Origin of the sequence: Trebonia kvetii (genome assembly GCF_007827045.1) — a bacterium.
Taxonomy (GTDB): Bacteria; Actinomycetota; Actinomycetes; order Streptosporangiales; family Streptosporangiaceae; genus Trebonia; species Trebonia kvetii.
The window spans coordinates 218,998-244,089 of record NZ_RPFW01000003.1 but is presented as its reverse complement, the minus strand read 5'-3'; the positions used below and the strand labels follow the sequence as shown (position 1 = coordinate 244,089).

25 protein-coding genes and 1 riboswitch are annotated in these 25,092 nt (G+C 71.3%); of the genes, 16 read left to right on the top strand and 9 right to left on the bottom strand.

Features of this window, described 5'->3' with window-relative positions:
* Positions 1-17: 17 nt before the first annotated feature.
* A complete protein-coding gene (locus tag EAS64_RS15945; protein ID WP_145853795.1) occupies positions 18-347 on the top strand; it encodes a hypothetical protein in 330 nt (109 codons plus the stop codon).
* Positions 348-375: 28 nt separating this feature from the next.
* Here the strand turns inward: EAS64_RS15945 and EAS64_RS15940 are convergent, their stop codons facing one another.
* From EAS64_RS15940 to EAS64_RS15925, 4 genes are read right to left on the bottom strand one after another with little or no spacing between them, the layout of a single operon-like run.
* Positions 376-1,287, bottom strand: a complete 912-nt coding sequence (locus tag EAS64_RS15940; RefSeq protein ID WP_145853794.1) for an SWIM zinc finger family protein — start codon at positions 1,285-1,287, stop codon at positions 376-378.
* Positions 1,284-4,694 carry a DEAD/DEAH box helicase gene (locus tag EAS64_RS15935; RefSeq protein WP_145853793.1) on the bottom strand — a complete coding sequence of 1,137 codons (3,411 nt, stop codon included), beginning with the start codon at positions 4,692-4,694 and terminating at the stop codon, positions 1,284-1,286. The genes EAS64_RS15940 and EAS64_RS15935 overlap by 4 nt, the downstream gene beginning before the upstream one ends.
* A 55-nt stretch (positions 4,695-4,749) precedes the next feature.
* Positions 4,750-5,127, bottom strand: a complete 378-nt coding sequence (locus EAS64_RS15930; protein WP_145853792.1) for a PIN domain-containing protein — start codon at positions 5,125-5,127, stop codon at positions 4,750-4,752.
* Positions 5,127-5,375, bottom strand: coding sequence for a ribbon-helix-helix domain-containing protein (locus tag EAS64_RS15925; RefSeq protein WP_145853791.1), 249 nt, complete (start codon positions 5,373-5,375; stop codon positions 5,127-5,129). The genes EAS64_RS15930 and EAS64_RS15925 overlap by 1 nt, the downstream gene beginning before the upstream one ends.
* A gap of 119 nt (positions 5,376-5,494) precedes the next feature.
* On the opposite strand from EAS64_RS15925, the gene EAS64_RS15920 reads away from it, so the two are divergent.
* From EAS64_RS15920 to EAS64_RS15910, 3 genes are read left to right on the top strand one after another with little or no spacing between them, the layout of a single operon-like run.
* Positions 5,495-7,090: a phytoene desaturase family protein gene (locus EAS64_RS15920; protein WP_145853790.1), complete on the top strand. Its 1,596-nt coding sequence runs from the start codon at positions 5,495-5,497 to the stop codon at positions 7,088-7,090.
* The gene (locus EAS64_RS15915) at positions 7,087-8,766 is read left to right on the top strand and encodes a flavin monoamine oxidase family protein (protein WP_145853789.1); all 1,680 of its coding nucleotides are present in this window, start codon (positions 7,087-7,089) and stop codon (positions 8,764-8,766) included. Before EAS64_RS15920 ends, EAS64_RS15915 begins: the two co-directional genes overlap by 4 nt.
* Positions 8,767-8,772: 6 nt before the next feature.
* Entirely contained in the window at positions 8,773-9,558 is a 786-nt protein-coding gene (locus EAS64_RS15910; protein ID WP_145853788.1) for a carbon-nitrogen hydrolase family protein, read from the top strand.
* A gap of 16 nt (positions 9,559-9,574) precedes the next feature.
* Here EAS64_RS15910 and EAS64_RS15905 read toward each other — a convergent pair whose 3' ends face one another.
* Complete coding sequence (locus tag EAS64_RS15905) at positions 9,575-10,390, bottom strand: AraC family transcriptional regulator (RefSeq protein ID WP_246115712.1); 816 nt, start codon at positions 10,388-10,390, stop codon at positions 9,575-9,577.
* Positions 10,391-10,455: 65 nt separating this feature from the next.
* Between EAS64_RS15905 and EAS64_RS15900 the strand changes: the two genes are divergently transcribed.
* Positions 10,456-11,037, top strand: a complete 582-nt coding sequence (locus EAS64_RS15900) for a TIGR03086 family metal-binding protein (RefSeq protein ID WP_145853787.1) — start codon at positions 10,456-10,458, stop codon at positions 11,035-11,037.
* Here the strand turns inward: EAS64_RS15900 and EAS64_RS15895 are convergent.
* From EAS64_RS15895 to EAS64_RS15885, 3 genes are read right to left on the bottom strand one after another with little or no spacing between them, the layout of a single operon-like run.
* Positions 11,034-11,642, bottom strand: a complete 609-nt coding sequence (locus EAS64_RS15895) for a DedA family protein (protein WP_145853786.1) — start codon at positions 11,640-11,642, stop codon at positions 11,034-11,036. The genes EAS64_RS15900 and EAS64_RS15895 overlap by 4 nt on opposite strands.
* A gap of 33 nt (positions 11,643-11,675) precedes the next feature.
* Positions 11,676-12,158, bottom strand: coding sequence for an ATP-binding protein (locus EAS64_RS15890; RefSeq protein WP_145853785.1), 483 nt, complete (start codon positions 12,156-12,158; stop codon positions 11,676-11,678).
* Positions 12,148-13,017: an MEDS domain-containing protein gene (locus EAS64_RS15885; protein ID WP_187365952.1), complete on the bottom strand. Its 870-nt coding sequence runs from the start codon at positions 13,015-13,017 to the stop codon at positions 12,148-12,150. Before EAS64_RS15885 ends, EAS64_RS15890 begins: the two co-directional genes overlap by 11 nt.
* 198 nt (positions 13,018-13,215) lie before the next feature.
* Here EAS64_RS15885 and EAS64_RS15880 point away from each other — a divergent pair, with 198 nt between their 5' ends.
* From EAS64_RS15880 to EAS64_RS15835, 10 genes are all read left to right on the top strand, one after another.
* Positions 13,216-14,874, top strand: a complete 1,659-nt coding sequence (locus EAS64_RS15880) for an acetolactate synthase large subunit (RefSeq protein WP_145853783.1) — start codon at positions 13,216-13,218, stop codon at positions 14,872-14,874.
* Positions 14,875-14,982: 108 nt separating this feature from the next.
* A complete protein-coding gene (locus EAS64_RS15875) occupies positions 14,983-15,357 on the top strand; it encodes a YciI family protein (protein WP_246115762.1) in 375 nt (124 codons plus the stop codon).
* A 13-nt stretch (positions 15,358-15,370) separates the two neighbouring features.
* Entirely contained in the window at positions 15,371-16,630 is a 1,260-nt protein-coding gene (locus EAS64_RS15870) for an RNA polymerase sigma factor (protein ID WP_145853781.1), read from the top strand.
* A 133-nt stretch (positions 16,631-16,763) separates the two neighbouring features.
* A complete protein-coding gene (locus EAS64_RS15865; protein WP_145853780.1) occupies positions 16,764-17,126 on the top strand; it encodes a carboxymuconolactone decarboxylase family protein in 363 nt (120 codons plus the stop codon).
* Positions 17,126-17,446, top strand: a complete 321-nt coding sequence (locus tag EAS64_RS15860) for an SHOCT domain-containing protein (protein ID WP_145853779.1) — start codon at positions 17,126-17,128, stop codon at positions 17,444-17,446. Before EAS64_RS15865 ends, EAS64_RS15860 begins: the two co-directional genes overlap by 1 nt.
* A gap of 455 nt (positions 17,447-17,901) precedes the next feature.
* Positions 17,902-18,564 (top strand): HdeD family acid-resistance protein, encoded by a 663-nt coding sequence (locus EAS64_RS15855; protein ID WP_145853778.1) that lies wholly within the window; start codon positions 17,902-17,904, stop codon positions 18,562-18,564.
* Between the two features lie 154 nt (positions 18,565-18,718).
* The gene (locus tag EAS64_RS15850) at positions 18,719-19,087 is read left to right on the top strand and encodes an ArsR/SmtB family transcription factor (protein WP_246115711.1); all 369 of its coding nucleotides are present in this window, start codon (positions 18,719-18,721) and stop codon (positions 19,085-19,087) included.
* A 5-nt stretch (positions 19,088-19,092) separates the two neighbouring features.
* Entirely contained in the window at positions 19,093-19,359 is a 267-nt protein-coding gene (locus EAS64_RS15845; protein WP_222849353.1) for a hypothetical protein, read from the top strand.
* Positions 19,356-20,141, top strand: a complete 786-nt coding sequence (locus EAS64_RS15840) for a sensor domain-containing protein (protein WP_145853777.1) — start codon at positions 19,356-19,358, stop codon at positions 20,139-20,141. The genes EAS64_RS15845 and EAS64_RS15840 overlap by 4 nt, the downstream gene beginning before the upstream one ends.
* A 107-nt stretch (positions 20,142-20,248) precedes the next feature.
* Positions 20,249-22,546 (top strand): MMPL family transporter, encoded by a 2,298-nt coding sequence (locus EAS64_RS15835; protein WP_145853776.1) that lies wholly within the window; start codon positions 20,249-20,251, stop codon positions 22,544-22,546.
* On the opposite strand, the gene EAS64_RS15825 is transcribed toward EAS64_RS15835, so the two are convergent.
* Positions 22,514-23,686, bottom strand: a complete 1,173-nt coding sequence (locus tag EAS64_RS15825; protein ID WP_439333603.1) for an aminotransferase class I/II-fold pyridoxal phosphate-dependent enzyme — start codon at positions 23,684-23,686, stop codon at positions 22,514-22,516. The two genes, EAS64_RS15835 and EAS64_RS15825, sit on opposite strands and share 33 nt — an antisense overlap.
* A 26-nt stretch (positions 23,687-23,712) precedes the next feature.
* On the opposite strand from EAS64_RS15825, the gene EAS64_RS15820 reads away from it, so the two are divergent.
* Positions 23,713-24,720: a cobalamin biosynthesis protein gene (locus tag EAS64_RS15820; RefSeq protein WP_145853774.1), complete on the top strand. Its 1,008-nt coding sequence runs from the start codon at positions 23,713-23,715 to the stop codon at positions 24,718-24,720.
* 67 nt (positions 24,721-24,787) lie between these two features.
* Positions 24,788-25,031, top strand: a riboswitch (cobalamin riboswitch).
* The last annotated feature ends 61 nt before the right edge of the window (positions 25,032-25,092 follow it).

The window sequence follows — 25,092 nt, the reverse complement described above, 5'->3', positions numbered from 1 at the left end:
CGGAAGGGGAGATCGCGATGTCCAAGTTCATGATCCTTTACCGCGCGCCCGTGTCCTCGCGCGACCAGCTGGCCAACGCCACACCCGAGCAGCTGGAGGCCGGCGCGGCCGCCTGGCAGGCCTGGGGGACCAAGGTGGGCTACGCGCTCGCCGACCTCGGCGCACCGCTCGCGCACACCACGCACGTCGGGGCAGGCGCCGCGGGCGCCGACGGCGTGTGCGGCTTCTCCGTCATCGAGGCCGGCTCGGCGGACGAGGTCGACACCATCCTCGACGGCCACCCGCACCTGCAGATGCCCGGCGCCTCCATCGAGGTGCTCGAGTTCATTCCGATGGGCGACCTGTAGAAGCGCCTGCGGAAGCGACCTGCACGAACTACTCCTCCTGGACGGCCTCGGCAGACTGCTCGCCGAGCCGCGCGTAGACCGGGGCGAGTATGTCCCGCAGGCCGGTGCCGCGCACCTGCACCGGCGGCGGGTCGGCGAGCCGGAGCAGCAGGTCGGGCGGCGCCGCCGGGCTCGCGGGCAGTGCGCGCAGCCTAGCCTGGCTCAGCCCAGGCGACCAGAAGTCCGCGAGGCAGTCCCCGAGCGGCGGCCCGGTCACGTCCGCGAGCAGCGCCGTGACCGGGCTGGTCCCCTGCACGGTCCCGCGCGGCGGTGCCGGCCCCGCCTGCCCAAGACCGGCAGGTGTCCTGCCGCGAAGCGCGGCGAGCAGCTCATCGCGCCCCTTGCCGCGCCAGGCGAGCATCTCGAACGGGTCGTCGTCGAACGACTCGGCGAGCACGTAGCAGACCGCGGCGAGGTGCTTGCACGGTACGCCCCAGTCCGGGCAGCTGCAGCGCATGTCCAGGTCGGCGCTCGACCTGGGGAACAGCGGCGTGCCGCAGGCGGCGAACACCTCCTCGATCTCGGCCGGCATCTCGCCCGCGAGCAGGCGGGCGCGGAACAGCGCCTGGCTCCCCAGCCGCGACTCGACCTCGCGCCACTGCGCGGAGGTCAGCGGCAGCACCGTGATTGACACGGTGTACGGCTGCGGCCGCGATCCCTGCACCCGGGCGGTGACCTTGCCGGTGCCGAGCGAGAACTCGATCACCTGGCCGCGCCTGGCGTAGGCGCGGCCGCGCTGCAGCCTGCCGCTCATCCCGTAGGACTCGAGCACGGCGAGGAACCGCCGCGACCACCACTGCTCGCCGATCGCGCCGCGCTTGCTCCGCGCCTTGATGCCGCCCTCGACCGCGATCGGCCCCGACTGCTCGTACTCCCACCAGCGCGGCTGCCCAGGGCTCATGCCGACACCGCCTCTGGCGCCAGGGTCAGCACCTCGCGCAGCGCCGCGGTGGACAACTCGGTCAGCCAGCTCTCGCCGGTGCCGACGATCTGCTCGGCGAGCGCCTTCTTCTGCTCGATCATGGCGTCGATCTTCTCCTCGAGGGTGCCGACGCAGACGAACTTGCGCACCTGGACGTCGCGGCGCTGCCCGATGCGGAACGCCCGGTCGGTGGCCTGCTCCTCGACCGCCGGGTTCCACCAGCGGTCCACGTGGATGACGTGGTTCGCCGCGGTCAGGTTGAGCCCGGTGCCGCCGGCCTTCAGCGACAGCAGGAACAGCACCGGCTCGTCTGCCTCCTGGAACTGCGCGACAAGCGCGTCGCGCTGCTTGCGCGAGGTGCCGCCGTGCAGGAAAAGCACCGGGCAGCCGGTCCGCGCGGCCAGGTAGGGCTGGAGCATACGGCCGAACTCGGCGTACTGCGTGAAGATCAGCGCCTTGTCGCCCTCGGCGGCGATCTCCTCGCACAGTTCCTCGAGCCTGGCCAGCTTCCCTGACCGCCCGGGCAGCCGTGAGCCGTCCCGGAGCAGGTGCGCCGGATGGTTGCATACCTGCTTGAGCTTCGCCATGGTGGCTAGCACCAGGCCGCGCCTGGTGATGTCGTCGGACGCGCCCTCGATCCGCTGGAGCATGTCGCTCACCGTCGCGGCGTACAGGCTGGCCTGCTCCTGGGTGAGGTTGCACCACACCCGCATCTCCTGCTTCTCCGGCAGGTCGGAAATGATCGTCTTGTCCGTCTTGAGCCGGCGCAGCACAAACGGCTGGGTGACACGGCGCAGTTCCTGCGCCGCCTCAGCTGAACCGTGCCGCTCGATCGGCACCGCGTACCGCTCGCGGAACGCCTTAGCCGAGCCGAGCATGCCGGGGTTCACGAACTCCATGATCGACCACAGCTCGGACAGCTGGTTCTCCACCGGCGTCCCGGTCAGCGCGATCCGCGACGCGGCAGGCAGCGACCTGACCGCCTTCGACTGCTGGCTCAGGTGGTTCTTGATCGCCTGCGCCTCGTCGCAGACCACCCGCGTCCAGCGGAACTCCGATAGCGCGGCGAGGTCCCGCGCCGCGGTCTGGTACGTGGTGATCACCAGGTCCGCCGCGCGCAGCGCGGCGCCGAGATCCGGCCCGGTCAGCCGGTCCGCACCGTGATGCACGTGCACGGCAAGGCCTGGCGCGAACCGCTCCGCCTCCCGCTGCCAGTTCCCGGTGAGCGACATCGGGCAGATCAGCAGCGTCGACCCAGAACTCTCATCCCGAACGGGTTCGGGTGCCACGCTCTCCGCCCACAACAACGAAAGGAGCTGGACGGTCTTACCGAGGCCCATGTCATCGGCGAGGACGGCTCCGATCCCCAGCCGGCCGAGGAAGGACAGCCAGGAAAGGCCGCGCCGCTGGTACGGCCGGAGCGTGCCGCGGAAGCCGTCGGGCGTCTCCATCGGGTCGAGCCGCTCGTCCGCCTGCCCGGACAGCAGGTCACCGAGCCAGCCGTCCGCGTCCACCCCGGCGAGCGGCAGGTCGCCCGGCCCGCCGTCGCCGCCCGGCCCGTCCGCTCCGAGCACGCTGCCGAGCACCTCGGCCGCGGTCATGGTGCCGCTCGTGCCGCGGCGCTCGAGGAACTTCAGCGCGGCCTTCAGGTGCCTGTCGTCGAGTTCCACCCACTGGCCGCGGACGCGGACGAGCGGAACCTTGAGCCTGGCAAGCTCGGCGAGTTCCTCCCGCGTCAGCACGTCGTCACCGAGTGCCAGGTCGTACCGGAAGGACACCAGGTCCTGCATGCCGAACTGGCTCTGCCGCCCGGAGGCCGCCGTGCCGCTCGAGGACGTCCGCGTGGTCAGCTTCAGGCCGAGCCGCGCCTTGCGTGCCCAGTCGGGCAGCAGCACGCCGAACCCGGCACCGGAAAGCAGCGGCCCCGTCTCGCGCAGGAAACCGAGCGCGCCCGCGGTGTCCAGCACGACCTCAGCGGGCGCCGCCTCCCGCAGCGCGCCGTCAAGCGCGGGGAACAGCCGGGCCGCGGCGCCGAGGCCGGCGAGCAGCTCCTCTTCCGGATGCCTGGCGCCCGCGAGCGGGACCGCGGCGAGCCACCCATCGCCGGTGCCCGCCCACACCTCCGCCGCCGGCAGCATCAGGCTCGGATCGTCAGCGGACTGCAGCGAAAGCTCGACCCGCCAGGCGTCGCCCCCGTCCGCTCCGCCGCCAACCGGTTCCGGCTCCGGTGCGCCGCGCTCGCCAGCGGCCAGCGGGGCCGCCGACCGGCCGGCAGGCTCGCCGCCGGCCAGCGGGCCGGCGAGCAGCTCCGCGTGCGGCTCGACAAGGCGGAAGCAGGTGCGGACCGAGCCGGCGGGGAGCGCCGCCGCGGCAAGCCAGTCCGCGAACGCGGCGGAAAGCTCCGCGGCATCGCGCTCGTCGCGGCCGTCCGCGAGTTCGACGGCGGCGTCGGGGCCGACCAGAGCATCAAGCAACCGTTCGGGTAGATCGATACGGGCGGGGCGGCGACCGCGGCGCGCGGGCAGCAGGGGACCAGGCAGCAGGGCGCGCACCGACGCGTCGGTGAGCGCGTCGAGCAGCTCGGCGAACAGCGGGCCCGGCGCAGTGCCGTCGGCCGTGCCGTCCACCGCGCGGCAGGCGGGCGGCATCGCGGCGGCGAGCTCGCGAGCGTGCCGCGCGTCGGGCGCGGAGAGCACGGGACGCCACCGCGCGGCGTGGCCGTCGTCCTCAACGGCCAGGGCGGGCAGCATCCGGCCGCGCACCGCCAGGTCGGCGGCGAAGCTGGCTACGGCGGCCAGGTAGCCGACCGAGCCGGCCATCTCCACGTCACCGGCCACCAGGACGCCGGCTCCGGTGTCAGCAGCCGCGGGCCCGGCGAGCGCGGGCAGCAGCGCCGCCGCGGCGGCGGGGCCGAAGCTCAGGCTCGGCACCCGCCAGGCGGCCAGCCGCGGGCGGCCGGCCCGCGCGAGCGGCGGCTCGGCAGGGGCCTGCCCCTCGGCCGTCGGTGCCGCTGATTCCGTGATCAGCGGCAGTGACTGGGAGTCCGGTGACTCGGCGACCGGTGACTCGGCGACCGGTGGCTCCGCGGCCGGCGGCCGGAGCAGCTCCGGTGAGGCGAGCAGCCCGAGCGGCGTGGACGGCAGCCGCAGCGTCAGCTCCTCGTCGACCGCCTTGCGTACCAGGTCCGCGGCATCGTCCGCCAGCGGCCCCGCGGACAGCGCGGCAGCGAGCGCGTCGGCGATGACATGAGACGGCGCGGCGAACGGATGCGGTCGCGGCGCGCGCGACGGGCGCCCGGTCACCGCCGCGGCACGCGCGGGCAGCGCCGAATCCTCCGCCCAAACCTGGAGCGCGCCGTACGCCCAGATTCCGTGCACCACAAGCATCGCCGGTCACCTCACAGAAGAGGCTAGCAACGCCGGCCGACTCTCCGAGCTGTGATCACACGGGTATGAGGGGCAGGCCCGGGTCAAGCATCCTAAGGTCGCCGGGGTCGGAAGTGACGACGGGCTGACCCGCTCGTCGAGCGCAGATCACCACGTGCGCGTCGGCGATATCGCTGCTTCCGCTGGCAGCGAGCAGCCTTCCGACGCTCGTCGCATCCACCCGGCCCAGGTCGGCGACGTGCGTGGTGGGCTGCCTGATCAGCCGCGACAGTCGCGCTTGCCGCTCAGGTTTCCTGATCGCCTGGGCCAGTGCCGAGGCCGGCACTGTCACTCGAGCGCCCGTCTCGCGGGCGCGGGCGAGCAGGACAAGAACGCGGCGGTCGTCGCGGTCCAGTGCTATCAGTCCGCCCGCGTCAAGCGTCACCCCGGACATCAGGCCGCCGGCTCCGAGCCGCCGAGCACGCCATCGGCCCAGGCGCGCTCCTCATCAGACATCTCGCCTCCGGTGCGCCGCAGCGCGTCGGCGAGCATTGCACCCCATCCCGCAACGTCGTCCAAGGCGACGCGCACGGCGTGCTGGACGAACCCGGAGACACTCGGCGCCGTGCCGGCCTGGACGAGCGAGCGGATCTGCTCCAGGCTCGACTCATCCAGCGTGACGGTGACCTTCTTCGTCGCCATACCAGTTACCATACCACGGCGACCGGCGAGAATGATACTCATGCCGATAATTGTAGCACTCAATGTAACTCATAGGTGGCTATCGCTGCTCCGTGTCCCAGTGACCGTACGATCAGGCCATGAGCGAATCTCTGACCCGGCGAGACAGCTACGACGTGGTGGTCGTCGGCGGCGGGCACAACGGGCTGACCGCGGCGGCGTACCTCGCCAGGGCGGGGCTGTCGGTGGCGGTCCTCGAGCGCCTTGACCACACCGGCGGCGCGGCCGTCTCCGCGCAGGCGTTTGCTGGCTTCCCGACCCGCCTGTCGCGCTACTCCTACCTGGTGTCGCTGCTGCCCGAGTCGATCATCGCGGACCTCGGCCTCGGCTTGCGGCTCGCCTCGCGGTCAACGGCGTCCTATACCCCGGTGCTGCGCGACGGCGCCGCGGGCGGCCTGCTCGTCGAGCGGCCGGAGGGGCAGCGGACGCGGGACAGCCTGCGGGCGCTGACCGGCTCCGACGCCGAGTACGAGGCGTGGCACGAGTTTTACGGGCAGGTCGCGGCGCTCGCCGGCGTCATTGGCCCGACGCTTACCAAGCCGCTGCCGCGAGCGGCGGAAGTGCGGAAGCAAGCCGACCCGGTGCTGTGGCGGGAGCTGACACAGCGGCCGCTCGGCGAGGCACTGGAAAGGCGCTTCCGCGACGAGACGGTGCGCGGCGTGGTCGCCACCGATGCGCTGATCGGGACGTTCGCCCGGATGGACGACCCGTCGCTGGTGCAGAACCGCTGCTTCCTCTATCACCTCATCGGCAACGGGACCGGCGAGTGGCGGGTGCCGATCGGCGGCATGGGCGCGGTCACCGATGCGCTCGCCGCGGCGGCACGCGGCGCCGGCGCCGAACTGGTAGTGAACGCCGAGGTCACCGCCATCAGAGGCGGCGTTCCAGGTCGCGGCGGCGCGGAGGTCGACGTGGCGGCCGAGGGCGGCACGCGGACGCTGCGCGCCAGGTTCGTCCTCGCGAACGTGGCACCGTGGGTGCTCGCCGGGCTGCTCGGCGAGGACCGCGATCCTGCCGCAAAGCCGGTGGGCGCGCAGCTCAAGGTCAACTTCCTGCTCAGCCGGCTACCGCGGCTCAAGTCGGGCATCGACCCGCGGATCGCGTTCGCCGGGACGCTGCACCTCGGCGAGGACTACTCCGACCTGGAGCGGGCGTACGCGGAGGCCGCCGCGGGGCGGATACCGTCGCCGCTGCCCGGCGAGGTGTACTGCCACTCGCTGACCGATCCCTCGATTCTCGGCGATGTTCCTGAAGGGACGCACACGCTGACCTATTTCGGCCTGCACCTGCCCGCGACGCTCTTCGACGACCCGGCGACGCGCGCGGAGCGCAAGGAACTGGCGGTCCGCAGCGCGATCGCGGTGCTCGACCAGCACCTCGTCGACCCGGTCGAGTCGGTCGTGGCGCACGACTCGGACGGCAGGCCCTGCATCGAGGCGAAGATCCCGCAGGAAATCGAGGCCGACCTCGGCATGCCGGGCGGCCACATCTTCCACGGCGACCTCAGCTGGCCATGGGAGTCCGATACCGCCGACCTGAGCACGCCCGCCGCGCGCTGGGGCGTGGCGGCCGGCCGGGAGAACATCCTGCTGTGCGGCTCAGGCGCGCGGCGCGGCGGCGCCGTCTCCGGTCTCGGCGGCCACAACGCCGCCCAGGCAGTCCTGGAGCTCGCGTGACTACCGCCACAGCGTTCGAGACACCGCAGCCGGGCAGCGTCACCATCTTCGGCCCCGACTTCCCGTTCGCCTACGACGACTTTCTGCGCCATCCCGCCGGTCTCGGCTCGGTCCCTGAGGCGGCACGCGGTGCCACCGTCGCCATCGTGGGCGCGGGCCTCGCCGGGCTTGTCGCCGCCTACGAGCTGATGGAACTCGGGCTGCGCCCGGTCGTCTACGAGCCGACCCGCGTCGGCGGGCGGCTGCGCTCGCACGAATTCGAGGGCGCCGACGGGATCGTCGCCGAACTCGGCGGGATGCGGTTCCCCGTCTCCGGCAGGTCCTTCTTCCACTACGCGGACCGGGTCGGGCTTGACAGCGCGCCGTTCCCCAACCCGCTCACCGCGGCCGCGGGCAGCACGGTCGTCGACATCGGCGGTCAGACGTTCCATGGCAGCACGCTCGGCGAGCTGCCTGGCGAGTTCGCCGACGTGGCCAGTGCCTGGGACGAGGCGCTCGAGCAGATCGGCTTCTCCGCCATCCAGGACGCGATCAGGGACCGCGACGTCGCCGCGCTGAAGGGGCTGTGGAACGAGCTCGTGCCGGTGTGGGACGGCAGGACCTTCTACGACTTCGTCGCCACCTCGCCGTGCTTCTCCAAGTTGCCGTTCCGCTACCGCGAGATGTTCGGGCTCGTCGGGTTCGGCACCGGCGGCTGGGACTCGGACTTCCCGAACTCCATGCTGGAGATCCTGCGGGTCGTAGTCACCAACTGCGACACCGACCAGCGGCTGATCGTCGGCGGCGCCGAGCAGTTGCCGCGGCGGCTGTGGACGCTGCCGGTCAGCGAGCGCAGCCCTTGGCCCGCAGGCACCACGCTGGCCAGCCTGCACGACGGGGTGCCGCGCCCGGGCATTGCCGCCATCCACCGGCACGACGACGGCAGGTTCGCGATCCGTGACCGCTGGGGCAGCAGCCGGGTGCACGACGCGGTGCTCGCCACCTGCCAGGGCTGGCTGCTCACCACCCAGATCGAGTGCGACGAGAGCCTCTTCTCGCACGAGCTGTGGATGGCACTCGACCGCACCAGGTACATGCAGTCGTCCAAGACGTTCGTGATGGTCGACCGGCCGTTCTGGAAGGACATCGACCCCGCCACCGGGCGCCCGGTGATGGGCATGACCCTCACCGACCGGCTCACCAGGGGCACTTACCTGTTCGACAACGGCCCGGACCGGCCCGGTGTCATCTGCCTGACCTACACGTGGATGTCCGACGCGCTCAAGATGCTGCCGTACGACGTCGACCAGCGGGTGCGGCTGTCACTCGACGCGCTCGGCAAGATCTACCCGGATGTCGACATAAAGAGCCACATCGTGGGCGACCCGGTGACCGTGTCCTGGGAGGACGACCCGCACTTCCTCGGCGCGTTCAAGGGGGCGCTGCCCGGCCACTACCGCTACAACCACCGGATGTACCGGCACTTCGTGCAGGGCGGCATGCCGGCCTCTGAGCGGGGCATCTTCATGGCCGGCGACGACGTTTCCTTCATGCCCGGCTGGGCGGAGGGCGCGGTGCAGACCGCGCTCAACGCCGTGTGGGGCATCATGACGCACTTCGGCGGCGCCAGCCACCCGGACAACCCGGGCCCCGGCGACGTCTTTGACCGGCTGGCACCCGTCGACCTGGGAGACTGACCCGCGATGAGCAATATGACCAGGATCGCCGCGTGGCAATGCGAGCCGAGGCCGCTCGACGTCACGCTGAACCTCGGCAGGCTCGACGACGCCTGCGCCGCAGCTGCCGCGCAGGGGGCGCAGGTGCTTGTCACGCCGGAGATGTTCATCTCCGGCTACGCCATCAGCCGCGCCGAGGCGGAGCGGCTCGCCGAGCACCCAGGAGGGACGACGCAGGCCGCGGTCGCGGAAATCGCCAGGCGGCGGGGGCTCGCGATCGTCTACGGTCATCCCGAGCGAGCCCACAGCGGGCGGGCGTACAACGCGGCGACGATGATCGGCGCCGACGGCAAGGTCCGCGGCAGGCACCGCAAGGTGCACCTGTTCGGCGACGTCGACCGGGAGCAGTTCGTCGCCAACAGCGAGCGGCCCGCCACGTTCGACCTCGACGGCTCCCGGGTCGGGATGCTGATCTGCTACGACGTCGAGTTCCCGGAATCGGTGCGCAGCCTGGCGCTCGGCGGTGCCAGGACGGTGCTGGTGCCGACCGCGAACATGATCGGCTGCGATCAGGTCCAGGAGATCCTGGTCCGGGCGCGAGCCTGCGAGAACGGCATCGGCGTCGTCTACGCGAACTACTGCGGCGCGGACGCCGTGTTCGAGTACAACGGCCTGAGCACGATCTGCGGTCCGCGCGGCGAGCTCCTCGCCCAGGCCGGGCCGGCCGGCGAGGAGCTGATCATCGCGGACGTTCCCGTCGAGCCGGCCGGGACCTATCTCGCCGATCGCCGCGCCGACCTGTACGGAACCTGATCACCGAGCGGGGCCGCTAGCCGCGGCTGGCGTACCTGGCCGGTGACACGCCGAGGGTCGCGGTGAAGTCGCGCACCAGGTGCGCCTGGTCGGCGTAGCCGAGATCGAGGGCCAGGGCGGGCCAGTCCACATCGGCGCCCGCCTCGGCGCGCAGCGCCGCCTCGTGGAGCCGGGCGCGCCGCATCACCCACTTGGGCGAGACGCCCACGTACTGCGCGAACAGCCGCTGCAACCGCCGTTCCGTCATGCCGGCCACCTCGGTGAGCGCGGTCACCCGGCGCAGTCCGGGATCGGCGGTGATCCGCTCGACGATGCCCGCCACTCGCTCGGCCAGCGGGTCAGCCGCGACCCGCTGGCCGAGCAGGAGTTCCTCGGCGGCGGCCACCATCGCGTCATCGCTGGCCCCGTCCGTCATCACCGCCTCGCACGCCTCGTCCGCCGCCGGGCCGAAGATGCTCCTCGCGGGAACCACGCGATCGTTCAGAGCGGCCACCGATCTCCCGTAGAACGGCCGGAACCCGCCAGGACGGAAGCGGACGCCGAGCACCCGGCCCTCCTCCGCAATGCGGCGGGTGAAGATCTTCCTGTCAACGCCGTGCACAGCCGCACCCGCTGCCTCGAAGGCGAGGTTGACCGTGGGGTGCGGCAGGATCGCCTGCTCGTGCGGCGGCTGCCCGCGCAGGTCCCAGCGGACCGTCCAGTAGTTATTCACCAGCGCGGCAAGACCGGCGGACGGCGGATAGCGGTTGAGCGTGAGCCGGGCCGCGGCGGTCCTGGCGTGCAGCACGCCCGCGCCCATCGACTCGGTTTCCTCCGCCACTGACCTGCTCATCGGTCCAAGCCTAACTGTCGCGTTTCTTCAAGACACCGTGCCGGGCCGGGACTAGCGTCGCGTCCATGAACATGCACGCCGAGATGACAGACGCGGCGGACGCCGCCGCGCGTACCGTGGCGAACGTGAGCCCCGGCCAGTTCGGGCAGCCCACCCCGGACACCGAATGGGACGTGCGCACCCTGCTGAACCACCTGATCCTGTGGACCTCCTACTCGATGGAGGCCAGGGCGCACGGCGAGTCGGTCGGCCAGGACCTGATGGAGCGGGACTTCGCCGCGGAGGACGGCTTCGCCGACGGCTACCGGGCGCAACTCGACCGGGCGCTCGCGGCCTGGTCCGATCCCGCCGCGTGGCAGCGCGAGCTGAATGTGATGGGGACGCCGACGCCGGCCGCCGACATCGCCGCGCTGCTCATCGCGGAGCTTGTGCTGCACGGCTGGGACCTCGCCATGGCCACCGGCCAGCCGTACGAGGTCGCCACCGCGACCGCGGACGCGGCGCTGGCCGCCGTCACTGCCAACGCCGACCTGTTCCGCCAGTACAAGGGCTTCGCGGACCCGGTCGATGTGCCGCCGTCCGCGACGGCGCTCGATCGCGTGCTCGCGGTGTCTGGCCGGGATCCCGCCTGGACGGCGGACCGCTAAGCGTCTTCGGCAGGCGGCCGGCGGCGGGCCCTGATGCGCCTGATCAATTCGACGATGCCGCTGATCGCGGTCACGATGCCGAGTGCCATGAGGAGGCCGACCCAGGGCTTGTCCTCGAACACCTTGCCGCCGAGCCGTCCGATCAGGAACGCGTACAGGGCCCAGATGACGGCCGCCATGGCGGTCCCGGCCAGGAACCGCCGGTAGTTGTACCTGGTGAGCCCGCAGGTCAGGGTGACCGCCGTGCGGCCGCCAGGAATGAACCGGCAGACGATGATGAGCTGGATGCCAAAGCGCCGCAGCGAACGCACCGCCCACTCCTTGGCCGCCTGCCCCTTGGGCTTGGCGAAGAACCGCCGTTCCGCCGCCGGCCCGAACCTGGCGCCAATGAGGTACGACAGGTTGTCGCCGGCGAACGCGCCAAGGGCGGCCAGGCCGACGAGCAGCGCGACGCGCGGGTCGCTGCTTCCCGCGGTCGCGACGCCGAGCGCGACGACGACGGTCTCGCTTGGCAGCACGGGGAAGATCGCGTCGAGCGCCGGCAGGACGAAGGCGACGAGATACGAGACCGGCTCGCCCGGCTGCAGGCTGTCAAGCACGCTCACCCGACCAACCCTAAGACGTGGCTGGTCAGCGGCTCAGTGGCCATCCCCGTCAGAGTGGATGGCGAAGCGGGCGGTGATGACCGTCCCCGCGTGGCCGCGGTCCACGCGAACGTCGTCCGCGATCTCGCCGACCATCCACAGGCCGTGGCCGTGCACCACCGGCCACGGCGAGCCGTCCGCCTCGTGTGCCCGGGCGTCGCCCGGCCCGGCGGGCCCGGCGCCGTTCCCCGTTGCCCCGTCATCTGCGACCGCGCACCACAGGTACTCGTCCTGTGCCCACAGCCGGAGAGTGCCGTGTCCCGCGCCGTGCAGCACCGCGTTGGCTGCGAGCTCGTGCGCGGCCGCGGTGATGTCGTAGACCTGGGCCCTGCTCAGCCCGGCCGCGGCGGCGTGCGCGGCGACCGCCGAGCGCAGCGCGTACAGCGAGCCTGCGTTGAAGTCCTGCGCCAGCGGCGGGGAAGCCGGCGGCGCCGCGCCGCCCGGCCGGGGCACCCGGCGCTCCTTCTCACCTGGCATTAGCGGTCACGAGCCTGATGCCGGGGAGGCCGTCGAGGCCGAGCCTGACGAAACCTTTGCCAATCTCCGGCGGGCAGTGCAGCGTCACCGGGCGCTCCGCGGACGCGGCGGTCCGCGCGGCGTCGGCCACCATCAGAGTGCACCTGGCGTCGATGAACGCCAGCGCGGTCATGTTGACGGTGATGTCGCCGTCAAGCCGTACCGCCTCGGCAAGCGCCAGGGCCAGCGGGTCCGCGGCCTGGTAGTCAAGCTCTCCGGCGAGCCGGATGCCGGGCGGCGCGTACTGGCGGCAGATCCGCAGCAGCGCGTCGGCGTGGTAGGTGGCCGCCGCGACCGAGCGGGTGTGGAAACCGGCCACCGACGCGAGCGTGACCGGGTCGAATCGGTCCCTGTCGTACTGGCAGAGCACGGAGGCGGTACTGCCGGACAGGGCCGCGGCGATCCCCTCCTCAAACCTGGGCAGTTCCTCGATCCCCGTGACCGGACGCAGCGCCCAGCTCATGTCCACCGCCACCCGCAGCCCGGGAAAGCCCTGCTCCCGCGAGGAAGCCAGCTCACCGGATAGCCAGCCCACCGCCGCGTCGGCACTGAATTCCTGGCCGGAAAGGAGCCGGCCCTCGCACCCGGCGGCGGCCATCTGCCCCGCCTCCATCGCCGGCCGCACCGCGATACCGCGCCTGCCGAGCTCGGCGATCGCCTGGGCGGGGGCGGCGTCACTGACCCAAACCACCTTCAGCCCCGCGGCGAGGCCGTCCCTGACGAACGCGGCGGTCAGGTCGAATAGCTCCTCGGCCTCGCCGAATGTCAGGCATGCGTGGTCATCGGCCGACAACTCGGTTACCTGAGCGCTCGCGTCCAATCCCCGTCCTGCCTCTCGCAGCGTCCATTGCCTGTGCCGCGCCCGGTTACGACCGTACCCGGACAGAACACCGCACCGCAGCGCATCAGGGCACGGCGCGCCGCCACACTGGTCGCACAACCAGCGGTTGCTACCCGCGACAACGGCAGTCATGCCCGGAGACGGGCGAGAATTTGGCCCGCCGTTACGCTTGTCCGCATGGCTGAGCAGTCGCGTACCACGGCAGAGCTGATCGTCGAGTGCCTGGAGAACGAGGGGGTGACGCACGTATTCGGCATTCCCGGGGAGGAGAACATCCGGCTGATCGACGCGCTGTCGAAGTCCTCGATCCAGTACGTGCTCACCCGGCACGAGCAGGGCGCCTCCTTCATGGCGGAGACCTACGGACGGCTGACCGGCAAGGCAGGAGTGTGCTCCGCCACCCTGGGGCCCGGCGCCATCAACCTGCTGCTCGGCACGGCCGACGCGACCACCAACTCGACGCCGCTGATCGCGCTTTCCGCCCAGGTCGGCATGGGCCGCAGCTTCAAGGAGTCCCACCAGGGCGTCGAACTTGTGCCGATGTTCGCCCCGGTCACCAAGTGGTCCGCGCTGATGGCCACGCCAGGCGCCGCGCCCGAGATGATCCGCAAGGCGTTCAAGCTCGCGCAGACGGAACGGCCGGGCGCCGTCTACCTGGCGGTGCCGGAAGATGTGGAGGAGGCAGACGCGCCCGCCGCGCTCACGCCACTGCGGGTGAACGTGCCGCGGGCCGACGACCCGTCGGCGGAGCAGGTGGCCCGTGCCGCGCAGATCCTGCGCGAGGCGCGCAACCCCGTGGTACTCGCGGGTCACGGCGCCGCGCGGGCCGGCGCGAGCGACGCGCTCATCCGCTTCGCACAGGCGCTGAACATCCCGGTCGCGACCACCTTCCACGGCAAGGGCGTGTTCCCCGACGACCACCCGCTCGCGCTCGGCACGGTCGGGTTCATGCGCCACGACTACGTCAACTTTGGCTTCGACCGGGCCGACGTCATCGTGGCGGCCGGCTACGAGCTCCAGGAATTCAACCCGGTTCGGGTCAACCCGCGGGGCACCACCAAGATCATCCATGTGCACCGGTTCCCCGCCGAGGTCGACGCGCACTACGACGTCTCGGTCGGGCTGACCGCCGACATCAGCAACAGCTTGGACGCGCTCGCCGCCGCCGTCTGGCGCAAGGGCCCCGCGGCCGGCGGCGAGCGGATCAGGGAGCTGCTGTCGTCCGAGCTCGCCCGCGGCCAGGCCGACGACCGGTTCCCGCTGCATCCGGCCCGCATCGTCGCCGAGACCAGGGCCGCGCTTGGCCGCGAGGACATCGTGCTCGTGGACACCGGGGCGCTCAAGATGTGGATGGCCCGCCTGTACCCGACCTACGCGCCCAACACGTGCCTGATCTCCAACGGCCTGTCGACCATGGCGTGGACGGTGCCAGGCGCCATCGGCGCGAAGATCGCCAGACCCGGGTCGAAGGTGCTCGTCGCCACGGGCGACGGCTCGTTCCTGATGAATTCCCAGGAGATCGAGACGGCGCTGCGGCTGCGGCTGCCGATGGTGATCCTCATCTGGGTCGACGACGCATACGGCCTGATCAGCTGGAAGATGGACATGGAGATCGGGCACAACGTGGACACGCGGTTCGGCAACCCGGACTTCGTCAAGTACGCGGAGAGCTTCGGCGCCAGGGGATACCGCATCACCTCGGCAGGCGAGCTGCTGCCCGTGCTGCGCGCCGCGCTCGCCGACGACACCGTCTCGGTGATCGCCTGCCCCGTCGACTACACAGCCAACGCCGAGCTCATCCGCACCCTCGGCGACCTGGACGAATCCCTGTCGTAGAAAAACCGGCCCGCCATGTCGAGGATCGCGGGGCGGCTCCGTACCAGATAGCGAAACGGTGCCCGGCAGGGCACGACACCGGCAAACGGAGGAGCGATCGTGAAGTACATGCTGATCATCTACGGGAACGACGAGCTGTGGAACTCGGTTGAGCCGGCCGAGCAGCAGCGGCTGTTCGCGGCGTTCGATGAGTTCAACAAGTCGCACTACGCGAGCGGCGAACTGCTCGGCGCCTACGGGATGGCGGACCCGGCGGCCACCAAGCTGGTAAGGCTGCGCGACGGGCAGCCCGCGGTCACCGACGGCCCGTACCTGGAAACCAAGGAGTACCTGGCTAGCTGGTACCTGATCGACGTCGACAGCGAGCAGCGAGCGCTTGAGATCGCCGCCGCGTTGCCCTCGGCCGTCTACCAGCCGGCCGAGGTCTGGCCGATCCTGCACGAGGCGTCCAGCGAAACTGGCGCCGACATGGGCATCGCCTGACCGTCGTCATCCGGTGAGCATCCCGCTGGACGTCGAGAACCTGCTGCGCGAGCTCACGCCGCAGGTTCTCGGCGTGCTCATGCGCCGCTACGACGGGCTCGACAGCTGCGAGGACGCGGTGCAGGAGGCGCTGCTCGACGCGGCGGTGCAGTGGCCCGCCTCCGGGACGCCGGACAACCCGCGTGCCTGGCTGCTGACGGTCGCCACCCGGCGGCTCGCGGACATCCTGCGCAGCGAGGCGGCGCGGCGCAGGCGTGAGGACACCAACTACCTAGCGACCCTGCCGGCCATGCTGGCGGGCGCCGATGCGTGGCTGTCCGACGCCGCGGCCAACCCGGGGGACGCCGACGACACGCTCACCCTGCTGTTTCTCTGCTGCCATCCGGCGCTCACCGCGTCCTCCCAGGTCGCGCTCACGCTGCGCGCCGTCGGCGGGCTGACCACCGCGGAGATCGCCCGGGCGTTCGTGGTACCGGAGTCCACCATGGCGCAGCGCATCAGCCGCGCGAAGCAGCAGATCCGCGCGGCGGGAGCCAGGTTCGCCCCGCCGGACGCCGCCGACCGCGACGAGCGCCTGCGCGCCGTCCAGCAGGTCGCGTACCTGATATTCAACGAGGGCTACACCGCATCCGCCGGCGAGGCCCTGCAGCGCACCGACCTGTCCGCCGAGGGAATCCGGCTGGCCAGGCTGCTGCGCCGCCTGCTGCCAGGCGACGCGGAGACCGCGGGCCTGCTCGCCCTGATGCTGCTCACCGATGCCAGGCAGGCGGCGCGGGTGGCGCCCGACGGAGCGCTGATACCGCTCGCCGAGCAGGACCGTGCCCGCTGGGACCGGGCGCTCATCGTCGAGGGGTCCGCGCTCATCGAGCAGACCCTCGCCACGACGACGGCACTTGGCCCCTACCAGCTCCAGGCCGCGATCGCGGCCGTGCACGACGAGGCAGCCTCCCTGGCGGACACTGACTGGACGGAGATCCTCGGCCTGTACGAGCTGCTCACCCGGGTTTCCCCAGGCCCCATGGTCTCGCTGGGACATGCGGTGGCCGTCGCCATGGTGCACGGCCCCGCGGCGGGCCTCGACGCGGCCGGCGAACTCGCCGGCACGCTTTCCAGGCACCACCGGTTCCACGCCGTCCGCGGGCACCTGCTCGAAATGGCGGGCGAGCCCGCGGCGGCGGCGGCCGAGTACGCGGAGGCGGCCAGGTACGCCACCAACGCGGCCGAGAAGCGCTACCTCGCCAGGCGGAGCCAGCGGGTTCGCGAGTCCCCATGAGGCGGGGGTCGTCCCCCCGCGCGCCGGCAGCGCGGAATCACCCGGCCAGGGTGGGGCGCTGCCCCGGCACTCATGGCAGCGTCGGCGGCGTAGCCGGATATCGCCCATCCCCGGCACGAAGGAGTCGAGGCACATGGCCGGAACCAAGGTAGCCGTCGATGAGTCCACCACCCAGATGTTCACCGCCCTGGCTCTCGGCAAGGCCGAAGTGCTCAACGAGGCGTCGGACCTGCGAGGCATGCTACGCGAGAGCAGCGGGCTCGGCCCGCGCACTTTCGCAATGGTGAAGATCGCAGCGCTGATCGCCATTGACGCGCCGCCCGCCTCGTACATGTGGCAAGTCAGCGAGGCGCTCGATGCCGGGGTGACCCCGCGGGACATCCTCGGCATTCTCGCCGCTGTCGCGCCGCAGGTCGGCATGCCCCGCGTGCTCGCCGCAGCACCGGAGATCATGGTCGCGCTCGACCTCGCGCTGCCCGACGAGATGGACATCTGATGCGGGGCGGTTTCCGCCGACGTCGCCCGCTGCTGCGCGCCGCCGTCGTCGGCGGCGGCGCGTACGTGGCGGGTAAGTCCGCGGCGCGGCGGCAGGACGCGAACGCGTCGCAGGAGACGAGCCAGGACCAGCGGCTCAACGACCTTGAGCAACAGCAAAACCAGCAGCAGGCCGCACCGGTGCCCACCCAGCGGCCTGCCGAGCCAGCTGCCCAGTCGCCGATGATGGAGCAGCTCGACCAGCTCGCCGGACTGCACAAGCAGGGCGTGCTGACCGACGAGGAGTTCACCGCGGCGAAGGCCAAGATCCTCGGCACGTAGCGATATCGCGGCCGCCGCGCCGGTCGCCCGGTGCGGGTGAGCGGCGCGGCGATCCGCGATCCGGCGCGCCGCTCAGTAGCCGGCGGGCTCGCGCGGTGGCGAGTGCTCCCATCCCGCTCCCGGCGGCGTTGATTACTGTACGTGTATAATTGTTGACTCAATGTGCGCATAGTCCCATGCGACACGCCGATCGGGGAATCGGAGGTGCGGCATGAGAGCTCCCCAGGGCGACCCGGTGGGCAGTTACGGCGCGTACCCCCCGCAGGACGACTACGGATACCGGCCGGCCCGGCTGACGGAATACCTGGAGGGGCTACTTCTACCTGCTGCCAGGGACGCCGAGCAGCAACCGCTACAGCCCGCCGTCGGCGTTCACTCGCCCAGGATGAGGTGCCGCGCCCCGCGCGGGGTGCACGGTCGGGACAAGGTATGTCGCAAGCGAAGGAGCGGCAGAAATGGCACACGATGACATGGATGGGGACGTCGCCATGCTGGGCTGGCCCATGGGGTGGACGGCGTCGCTCTTCGTCGGGATCGTGACGGCCCTGCTCGGCCTCCTGGTGACCGTGCTGCCCACGCAGTCACTGACCGTGATCACGGTTCTGCTCGGCGTCCTGCTGATCGTTTCCGGGATCTACCAGCTGGTCCGGGTGTTTGACAGCCGTGAGAGGCAGCGGGTCTGGCACGGACTCGCCGCACTGGCGTTCATTGTGATCGGGGTGGTGCTCATCAGGCACCTCCACTTCAGCTTCGCCATCATCGGCCTGGTCATCGGCATCACCTGGATCGTCCAGGGCATTTCCGCGCTGATGTCGGGTATCGCCGTCCGCGGCGCGAGCGGCGCCGGGTGGCTGATCTTCTTCGGCGTGATCAGCCTGATCGCCGGCATCGTCGTGGTGTCGGCCCCGGTGTCCTCAGTCACCGCGCTGGCCGTGCTCGCCGGCATCTGGTTCATCGTGATGGGCGTGATGGAGATCGTCGGTGCGTTCGCGCTGCGCAGCGCGGAGCGCACCGTGGCCCGTGACGACCGAGGCGATCACACGACCATCCCCGGTCAGCGCGCGGAGTCATCCGACGCGGCAGAACGCCGCAGCCCCTGGCGGCACACCGCCGGTTAGCTCTTTCCTAGCCTCTTCGCTGTCCCGCCGGGCCTGTTGTGACCCGGCGGGACAGTTGTGCTGTGCAGCCTTGAACCGCTTCTACTACCTCGCGAAATAAGCCGTTGACAGCCCAGTACGTCACATGTAAGTTTTTTCTTACAGGTGATAGATCGTGAATGAGACACTGACCAGCGAAGAACTTGTGGCGGCCCTGACCGCCATCGGCCACCCGCTGCGGCTGCGCATCATCGCGGAGCTCGCGGGAGGCCGGGTGCACGTCAGCGAACTGGCGCGCAGGCTCGGCATGTCCAGGCCGCTGCTCTACATGCACCTGGACCGCCTGGAGAAGGCGGATCTGGTGGCAGGCAGCCTGGAGCTGTCCGAGGACGGCAAGGCGATGAAGTACTTCGAGCTGGCCCCCTTCGAGCTGCGCGTCACGGCCGACACGGTCGTCCGCGCGCTCGCGGAAGACGACAAGAACTTCGCGGAAGACAAAAAGAACACGGAGCAAGCTCTCGACGCGAAAGAGAGCGACAGGTGACGGACATGATGACAACACTGGCTTCAAACGGCACCAACCTCACACCGATCGGCATCGTCGCGGCGATCTTTGTGCCCATCTGCGCGGCGATCGCGATCATCGTCTGGAACTACTTCCGGCTGCAGCGGCACCGCGCCGACGCCGTGGCGATGGCCTCCTACCGCAAGCTGGCCGAGGAGGCGGTGGCCAGCATGACCGACCTGCGCAGCGAGATGGCCAAGCTGGCAGAGCACGTGTCCGCCGTCGAGCAGCTGATGCGGGACGTCGGATGAACACGCTCAGCCTGCGCCACGGCCCCATCCGGCTGCTGTTCTCCCGGGACCTGTGGGCGGGCGCCTGGTTCCTGATCGCCTACCAGGTCGTGGGCTGGGTGCTGTTCTCCATCGCGCTGACCGCCGCGCTCACCGGCGCGCTGCTCGCCATCACACTGGCCGGCATCCCGCTGCTGATCGCGGCCGCCGCGACCGTCCGCTGGTGCGCGAACATAGAGCGGGCCAGGCTCCGCCCGTTCTGCGGCGAGGTCGGGACGGGCTACCGGCCGACGACCGGCGCCGGCATGCTGGCACGGGTCCGCACCGAGTGGCGCGACCCCGCCACCTGGCGCGACATCGCCTACCTGATCGGCATGTTCGTGCCGCTCGTCGCCCTCGACCTGGTCGTCCTAACGGTCTGGCTGGTCTTCCTTGCGGAGATCACGCTGCCCGTCTGGTACTGGGCCCCGTGGCAGACCGTCCACGGCGTTCGCTACCACGGCGTACAGCTCGGCTACTTCCCCAACGGCCCGCACGGCCACCCGGGCTACGGCCTCTACATCGACACGCTGCCGAAGGCGCTGCTCGCCGCCGTCGTCTTCCTGATCCTGTTCGTCGCGTTCAGCTATGTCCTCGTGGCGACCGCCAAGGCGCACGTCACCGTCGCGCGGAACCTGCTCGGAATGCCGGGCGATCCGCTGCGCGAGGCACGCGAGGTACTCGGCCGTCCAGGGCCGCTGTCCGTCGCGGAAGGCGCCGTTCACCACGGCCTCACCGAAGAATTCATCCCGAACGAGCGGTAGCTGACTGTCCCCGCCCACGAGGGTCCAGCTCGCGGGCGGGGATCAGACCGCGACGTTTCACGCATCACACATACCCGTCTCTCCACGCCAGCAGAAAGAAGGCTGTCATGCGCCAGCCGCGCATTCCAGTATCCCCCACGGAACCCGATTACCAGCAATATGACCCGCTGCCGCCTGTCACGGAACCGGCCCCGGGTGACAGCAGAGGGGAACGACCCAACCTCACCGAGCGGATCGCCGGCTGGAGCGCCGGGCACCGCAAGACCGTCGTCATCGGCTGGCTGCTGCTCGTCGCCGCCGTCTTCATGGGCGGCCAGGCCCTCGGCAGCCGCAACCTGCCCCAGTACGACGCGGGCCAGTCCGGCACGGCGGAGCGGGTGCTCAACCAGGTCGCGCCCTCGCAGTACAACGGAGCGTCGGAGCAAGTGCTCATCCAGGCGAAGACTCCCGGCGCCACCTTCGCCACCGACCCGGCCATGCGCCAGGCGGCGTCCCAGGTCGCGGCGGCGCTCGCCGCGCTGCCCGGCTACGCGGGTGACATCCGCACCCCGCTGCAGCCGGGCGGCCAGGCGCTGGTGTCGAAGGACCGGCACAGCGCCCTGGTCACCTTCCAGGTACCAGGCAACGTCACCGATCCCGGCAAGGCGGTGACGGCACTGCAGCACGCGGTCGCCGGCGTGCAGGCTGAGCACGCGAACCTGCGGGTCGCCGAGACCGGCGACGCGAGCATCGGCGAGGCGATCAACGGCGCGCTGAACTTCAGCAAGGCCGAAGCGACCTCGGTGCCCATCACGCTGATCCTGCTGCTCGCCGTGTTCGGCGCGCTCGTCGCGGCAGGCATTCCCGTGCTGCTCGCGCTCACATCGCTGACCGCCGCGATCGGCGTGCTGACAGCCGTCAGCCACTTGCTGCCCGTCAACAGCAGCACCTTCGAGGTCGTGGTCATCATCGGCATGGCGGTCGGCGTTGACTACGCGCTGTTCTACCTGCGCCGCGAGCGGGAGGAGCGGGCACTCGGCCGGTCGTTCCCCGAGGCGCTGCGCATCGCGTCGCGCACCTCGGGACGCGCCATCGTGGTGTCCGGGCTAACCGTGATGGCCACCATGGCCGGCCTGTTCATGGTGGGTGGCGGGCCGTTCAGCGGCATGGCGCTCGGCACCATCGCCGTGGTCGGCATCTCGGTGGCCGGCTCGCTCACCGTGCTGCCCGCGCTGCTTGCCTGGCTCGGCCCGAAGGCGGACGCTGGCCGGATTCCGTTCCTCGGCCGCAGGCGGGCCGCCGCCAGGCCGTCCCGGTTCTGGGGCGGGCTCGCCCGGCGAGTGGTCGCACGGCCGCTGATCTGGGGCGGCATCGCGACGGTGGCGATGCTCGCGCTCGCCGCGCCCGCGCTCGGCCTGCGGGTCGGCCAGCCCGCCATCGACGCGCCGAAGAACATCGCGTCCGTCGCCACGATGGAGGCGGTGCAGCGGGCGTTCCCGCAGGCGCCGGCGCCCGCCGAGATCGTCGTGCACGGGCCAGACCTCACTGGTTTGAGGGTGACGGCCGCGGTCGCCGCCCTGCGGGACCGCGCCGCAGCAGGCGGCCCCATCCGCCAGCCAGTGACCGTCACCGAGCTCGGCGGCGGGCGCGCCCTGCTCATCGGCGTGCAGCTCGCGGGCAGCGGCACCGACACCGCGTCGAACAACGCGCTGCTGACGCTGCGGAACCAGGTCCTGCCCGCCACCCTCGGGAAGGTGCCGGGTGTCAGCTACGCGGTGGCGGGTGACACGGCCGGGCTCTACGACGACATCCATCAGGAGAGCTCAAGCCTGCCCGCGGTGTTCGCGTTCGTCGGCGTGCTCGCGTTCGTCCTGCTGCTTATGGCATTCAGGTCGCTGACCGTGCCGCTGGTGTCGATCGCGCTCAACCTGCTGTCCGTCGGCGCGGCGTACGGCCTGATCACGCTGATCTTCCAGGACGGGCGCTGGCAGGGCCTGCTCGGCTACACCGGATTCGGCGGGATCATCTACTGGGTGCCGCTGATGATGTTCGTGTTCCTGTTCGGGATCAGCATGGACTACCACGTGTTCATCCTGAGCCGGATCCGCGAGATGTGGACGCGCGGCTCGTCGCCGGACCAGGCCATCGCCGGCGGCATCGCGTCGAGCGCCGGGGTGGTGACGAGTGCCGCGCTGATCATGGCGGCGGTCTTCTCCATCTTCACCACCCTGCCGCTTGTCGACCTGAAGATCCTCGGCATCGGAACCGCCGCCGCGATCCTCATCGACGCCACGGTCGTCCGCGGCGTCCTGCTGCCCGCGGCCCTCGCACTGCTCGGCGACCGCGCCTGGGGGCGCCGGCGCGGCGTCCCCGCCGTCCGCGATGTTCCCGGGTCAGCCCGGGTACTTGGTGGGCTGGAACGCTAGCAGCAGCCAGCGCTCGCCGTCTCTCCCCCAGACGGCGAGCGCTTTGCTGTTCAGCACCCGCGTCGCGCCTTCGACTAGCACCTCGCCGCGCATGTCGTGCAGGACGACGGCGCAGTCGCCGTGTACCAGGACGCTGTGTTCCGGATGCTCCAGTGGGCCGTAGTCGAAGTACCCGCTCGCGAGCCTGTCCAGGTAGCTCTGCTTGCTGTCGGTGCTCGCATCCGAGTGCGAGTAAATGAGGTCGGGCGAGAACAGCTCAGCGAGCGTCTCCACGTCCCCGTCGGTCATCGCCTGGTAGCGCCTGGCCTCGAGCGAGCTGATCTGCTTCGCGACATCGTCGTCTGCCGTCATGCCGTCAATCTTCGCATCGCGCGTCTGCGAGCGCCGCGGCGAATGCCTCGGAGGTGGCGATGTCCCGTACCGCGACGCGGATCCAGCCGGGGCCGAGGCCGGGGAAGGTCTCGCCACGGCGGACCGCGAAGCCCCGGCGGCGGCGAGCAGCCGGATGATGTCCGGCGCGGCGAGCAGGTAGCCCACCCGCAGACCCGCTAGACCCCAGGTCTTGGTGAGACTCCGGATGACGACGAGCCCGGTGAGGTCACCGTGGCCCGCTACCGACTCTCGCTCCCGCAGGCAGTCGGCGAACGCCTCGTCGATCACCACGATCCGGCCGGGCTTGATGAGCCCGAGCAGCGTCGTGCGGGAATGAGCCACCGAGGTCGGGTTGGTCGGGTTGCCGATGAAGACCAGGTCCGCGTCCGATGGCACAGCCGCCGGGTCAAGGGTGAAGGGGAACGGGAGGATCAGCCGCTCAACGTCGTGGCCGGCCGCGCGCAGCGCCGCCTCCGGCTCGGTGAACTGCGGGTGCACCACGACGGCGCGCCTTGGCCGCAGTGACCTGGCGAGCAGCACGAAGGCCTCGGCTGCCCCGGCGGTCAGCAGCACCTCCCCGTCGGCGCGGCCGTGCCTGGCCGCCACCGCGGCGAGTGCCGCCCGCTGGTCCGGGTACGCCGCGAGGTCCGTCTGGAGGATGCGGGCGGCGAGCCAGCCCGGTGTCCCGCCCGTCCGCACGTTGACCGCGAGATCGACAAGCCCGCGAACGATGTCCGCATCGCCGTGATGCGACAGGTCGAAACTCAACCGCGCCTCCCGCCGTCACGCCCACTATGCCATCTCCTACTCTGGTGGCCGTGCCAGCCCTTGCCCGCAGGAGTCGTGCCCGCGCCACCGCGGCGGGGCTGGTCGCCGGCGTGCTGCTCGACCAGCTTGCCGGCGATCCGCGGCGCGGCCATCCGGTCGCCCTGTTCGGCGCCGCCGCCGGGAGCCTCGAGGCCCTGCTCTGGCGCGACGACCGCATGGCGGGAACCGGCTACGCCGCACTCCTGGTCGCGGCGCCGGTGCTGCTTGGCCGGCCGGCGCGCGGCCTGCCCGCGCCGTGGCTCGCGGCGGCCACCGCCGTGGGCACCTGGGCGGTGCTCGGCTCGCGGACGCTGCCGGGCGAAGCCGACGCCGTTGCCGCGCACCTGCGGCGCGGCGACCTGCCCGCCGCTCGACGGCGGCTCACTCACCTGGTCGGCCGGCGGACCGACTCGCTTGACAAGGCGGAGATCGCCAGGGCCGTGGTCGAGTCGGTCGCGGAGAACACCTCGGACGCCGTGGTCGCGCCGCTGCTGTGGGGCGCGGTAGCCGGCCTGCCCGGCCTGTTCGGCTACCGGGCGGTGAACACGCTCGACGCGATGGTCGGGCACCACAGCCCGCGCTATGAGAACTTCGGCTGGGCATCCGCCCGCGCCGACGACCTCGCCAACTACCTGCCGGCCCGGTTGACGGCCGCGCTCACCGCGGCGGTCGCGCCGGCCGCCGGCGGGACCTGGCGCGCAGCGCTTTCCGTGGCCCGTGCGGACGGACGCCGCCACCCGAGCCCGAACGCGGGAGTGGCGGAGGCAGCCTTCGCCGGCGCGCTCGGGCTCCGGCTCGGCGGGCGCAACGACTACGGTTCGCACGTCGAGGACCGTCCGGTGCTGAACGCGGCGGGCCGCGCGCCAGGGGTGGACGACATCGCCAGGGCCGCGCGGCTCAGCCGGGCGGTCACCGCCGCCGCAGCCGTCAGCTGCGCGGCCATCGCGCTCGCCTGGCGCTCCCGTGGACCCGCTGCCGCGGGAAAGGCGCGCTGACCAGGGATAGGCAAATTCGGCGCGCCGACACGACATGTGGTGCTTGGAAATGTCAGAGCCGCTAGATATGGTGCTGCACGCAGCTGGTTCCGCGAGCCATCCAGGTCCGCGGAGGCAACAGGGAACCCGGTGCGATTCCGGGACTGCCCCGCAGCGGTGAACGGGAACGACAACCGTCCGTGCCGTGCGCGCAGGCGCGCGGCGCGAGCAGCACTGGGCCATCCAGGCCTGGGAAGCGACGGTCAGTAGGAGGCGCCAGCCATGGCGCCGTGCCCGTGAGTCCGAAGACCTGCCAGCGTGCCGCGCGCCGAAGGCGCGCGGCGGGCTCAGGCCGCGCGGGACGGCCGGCGGGCACCGCGTCATGCCGTCGAC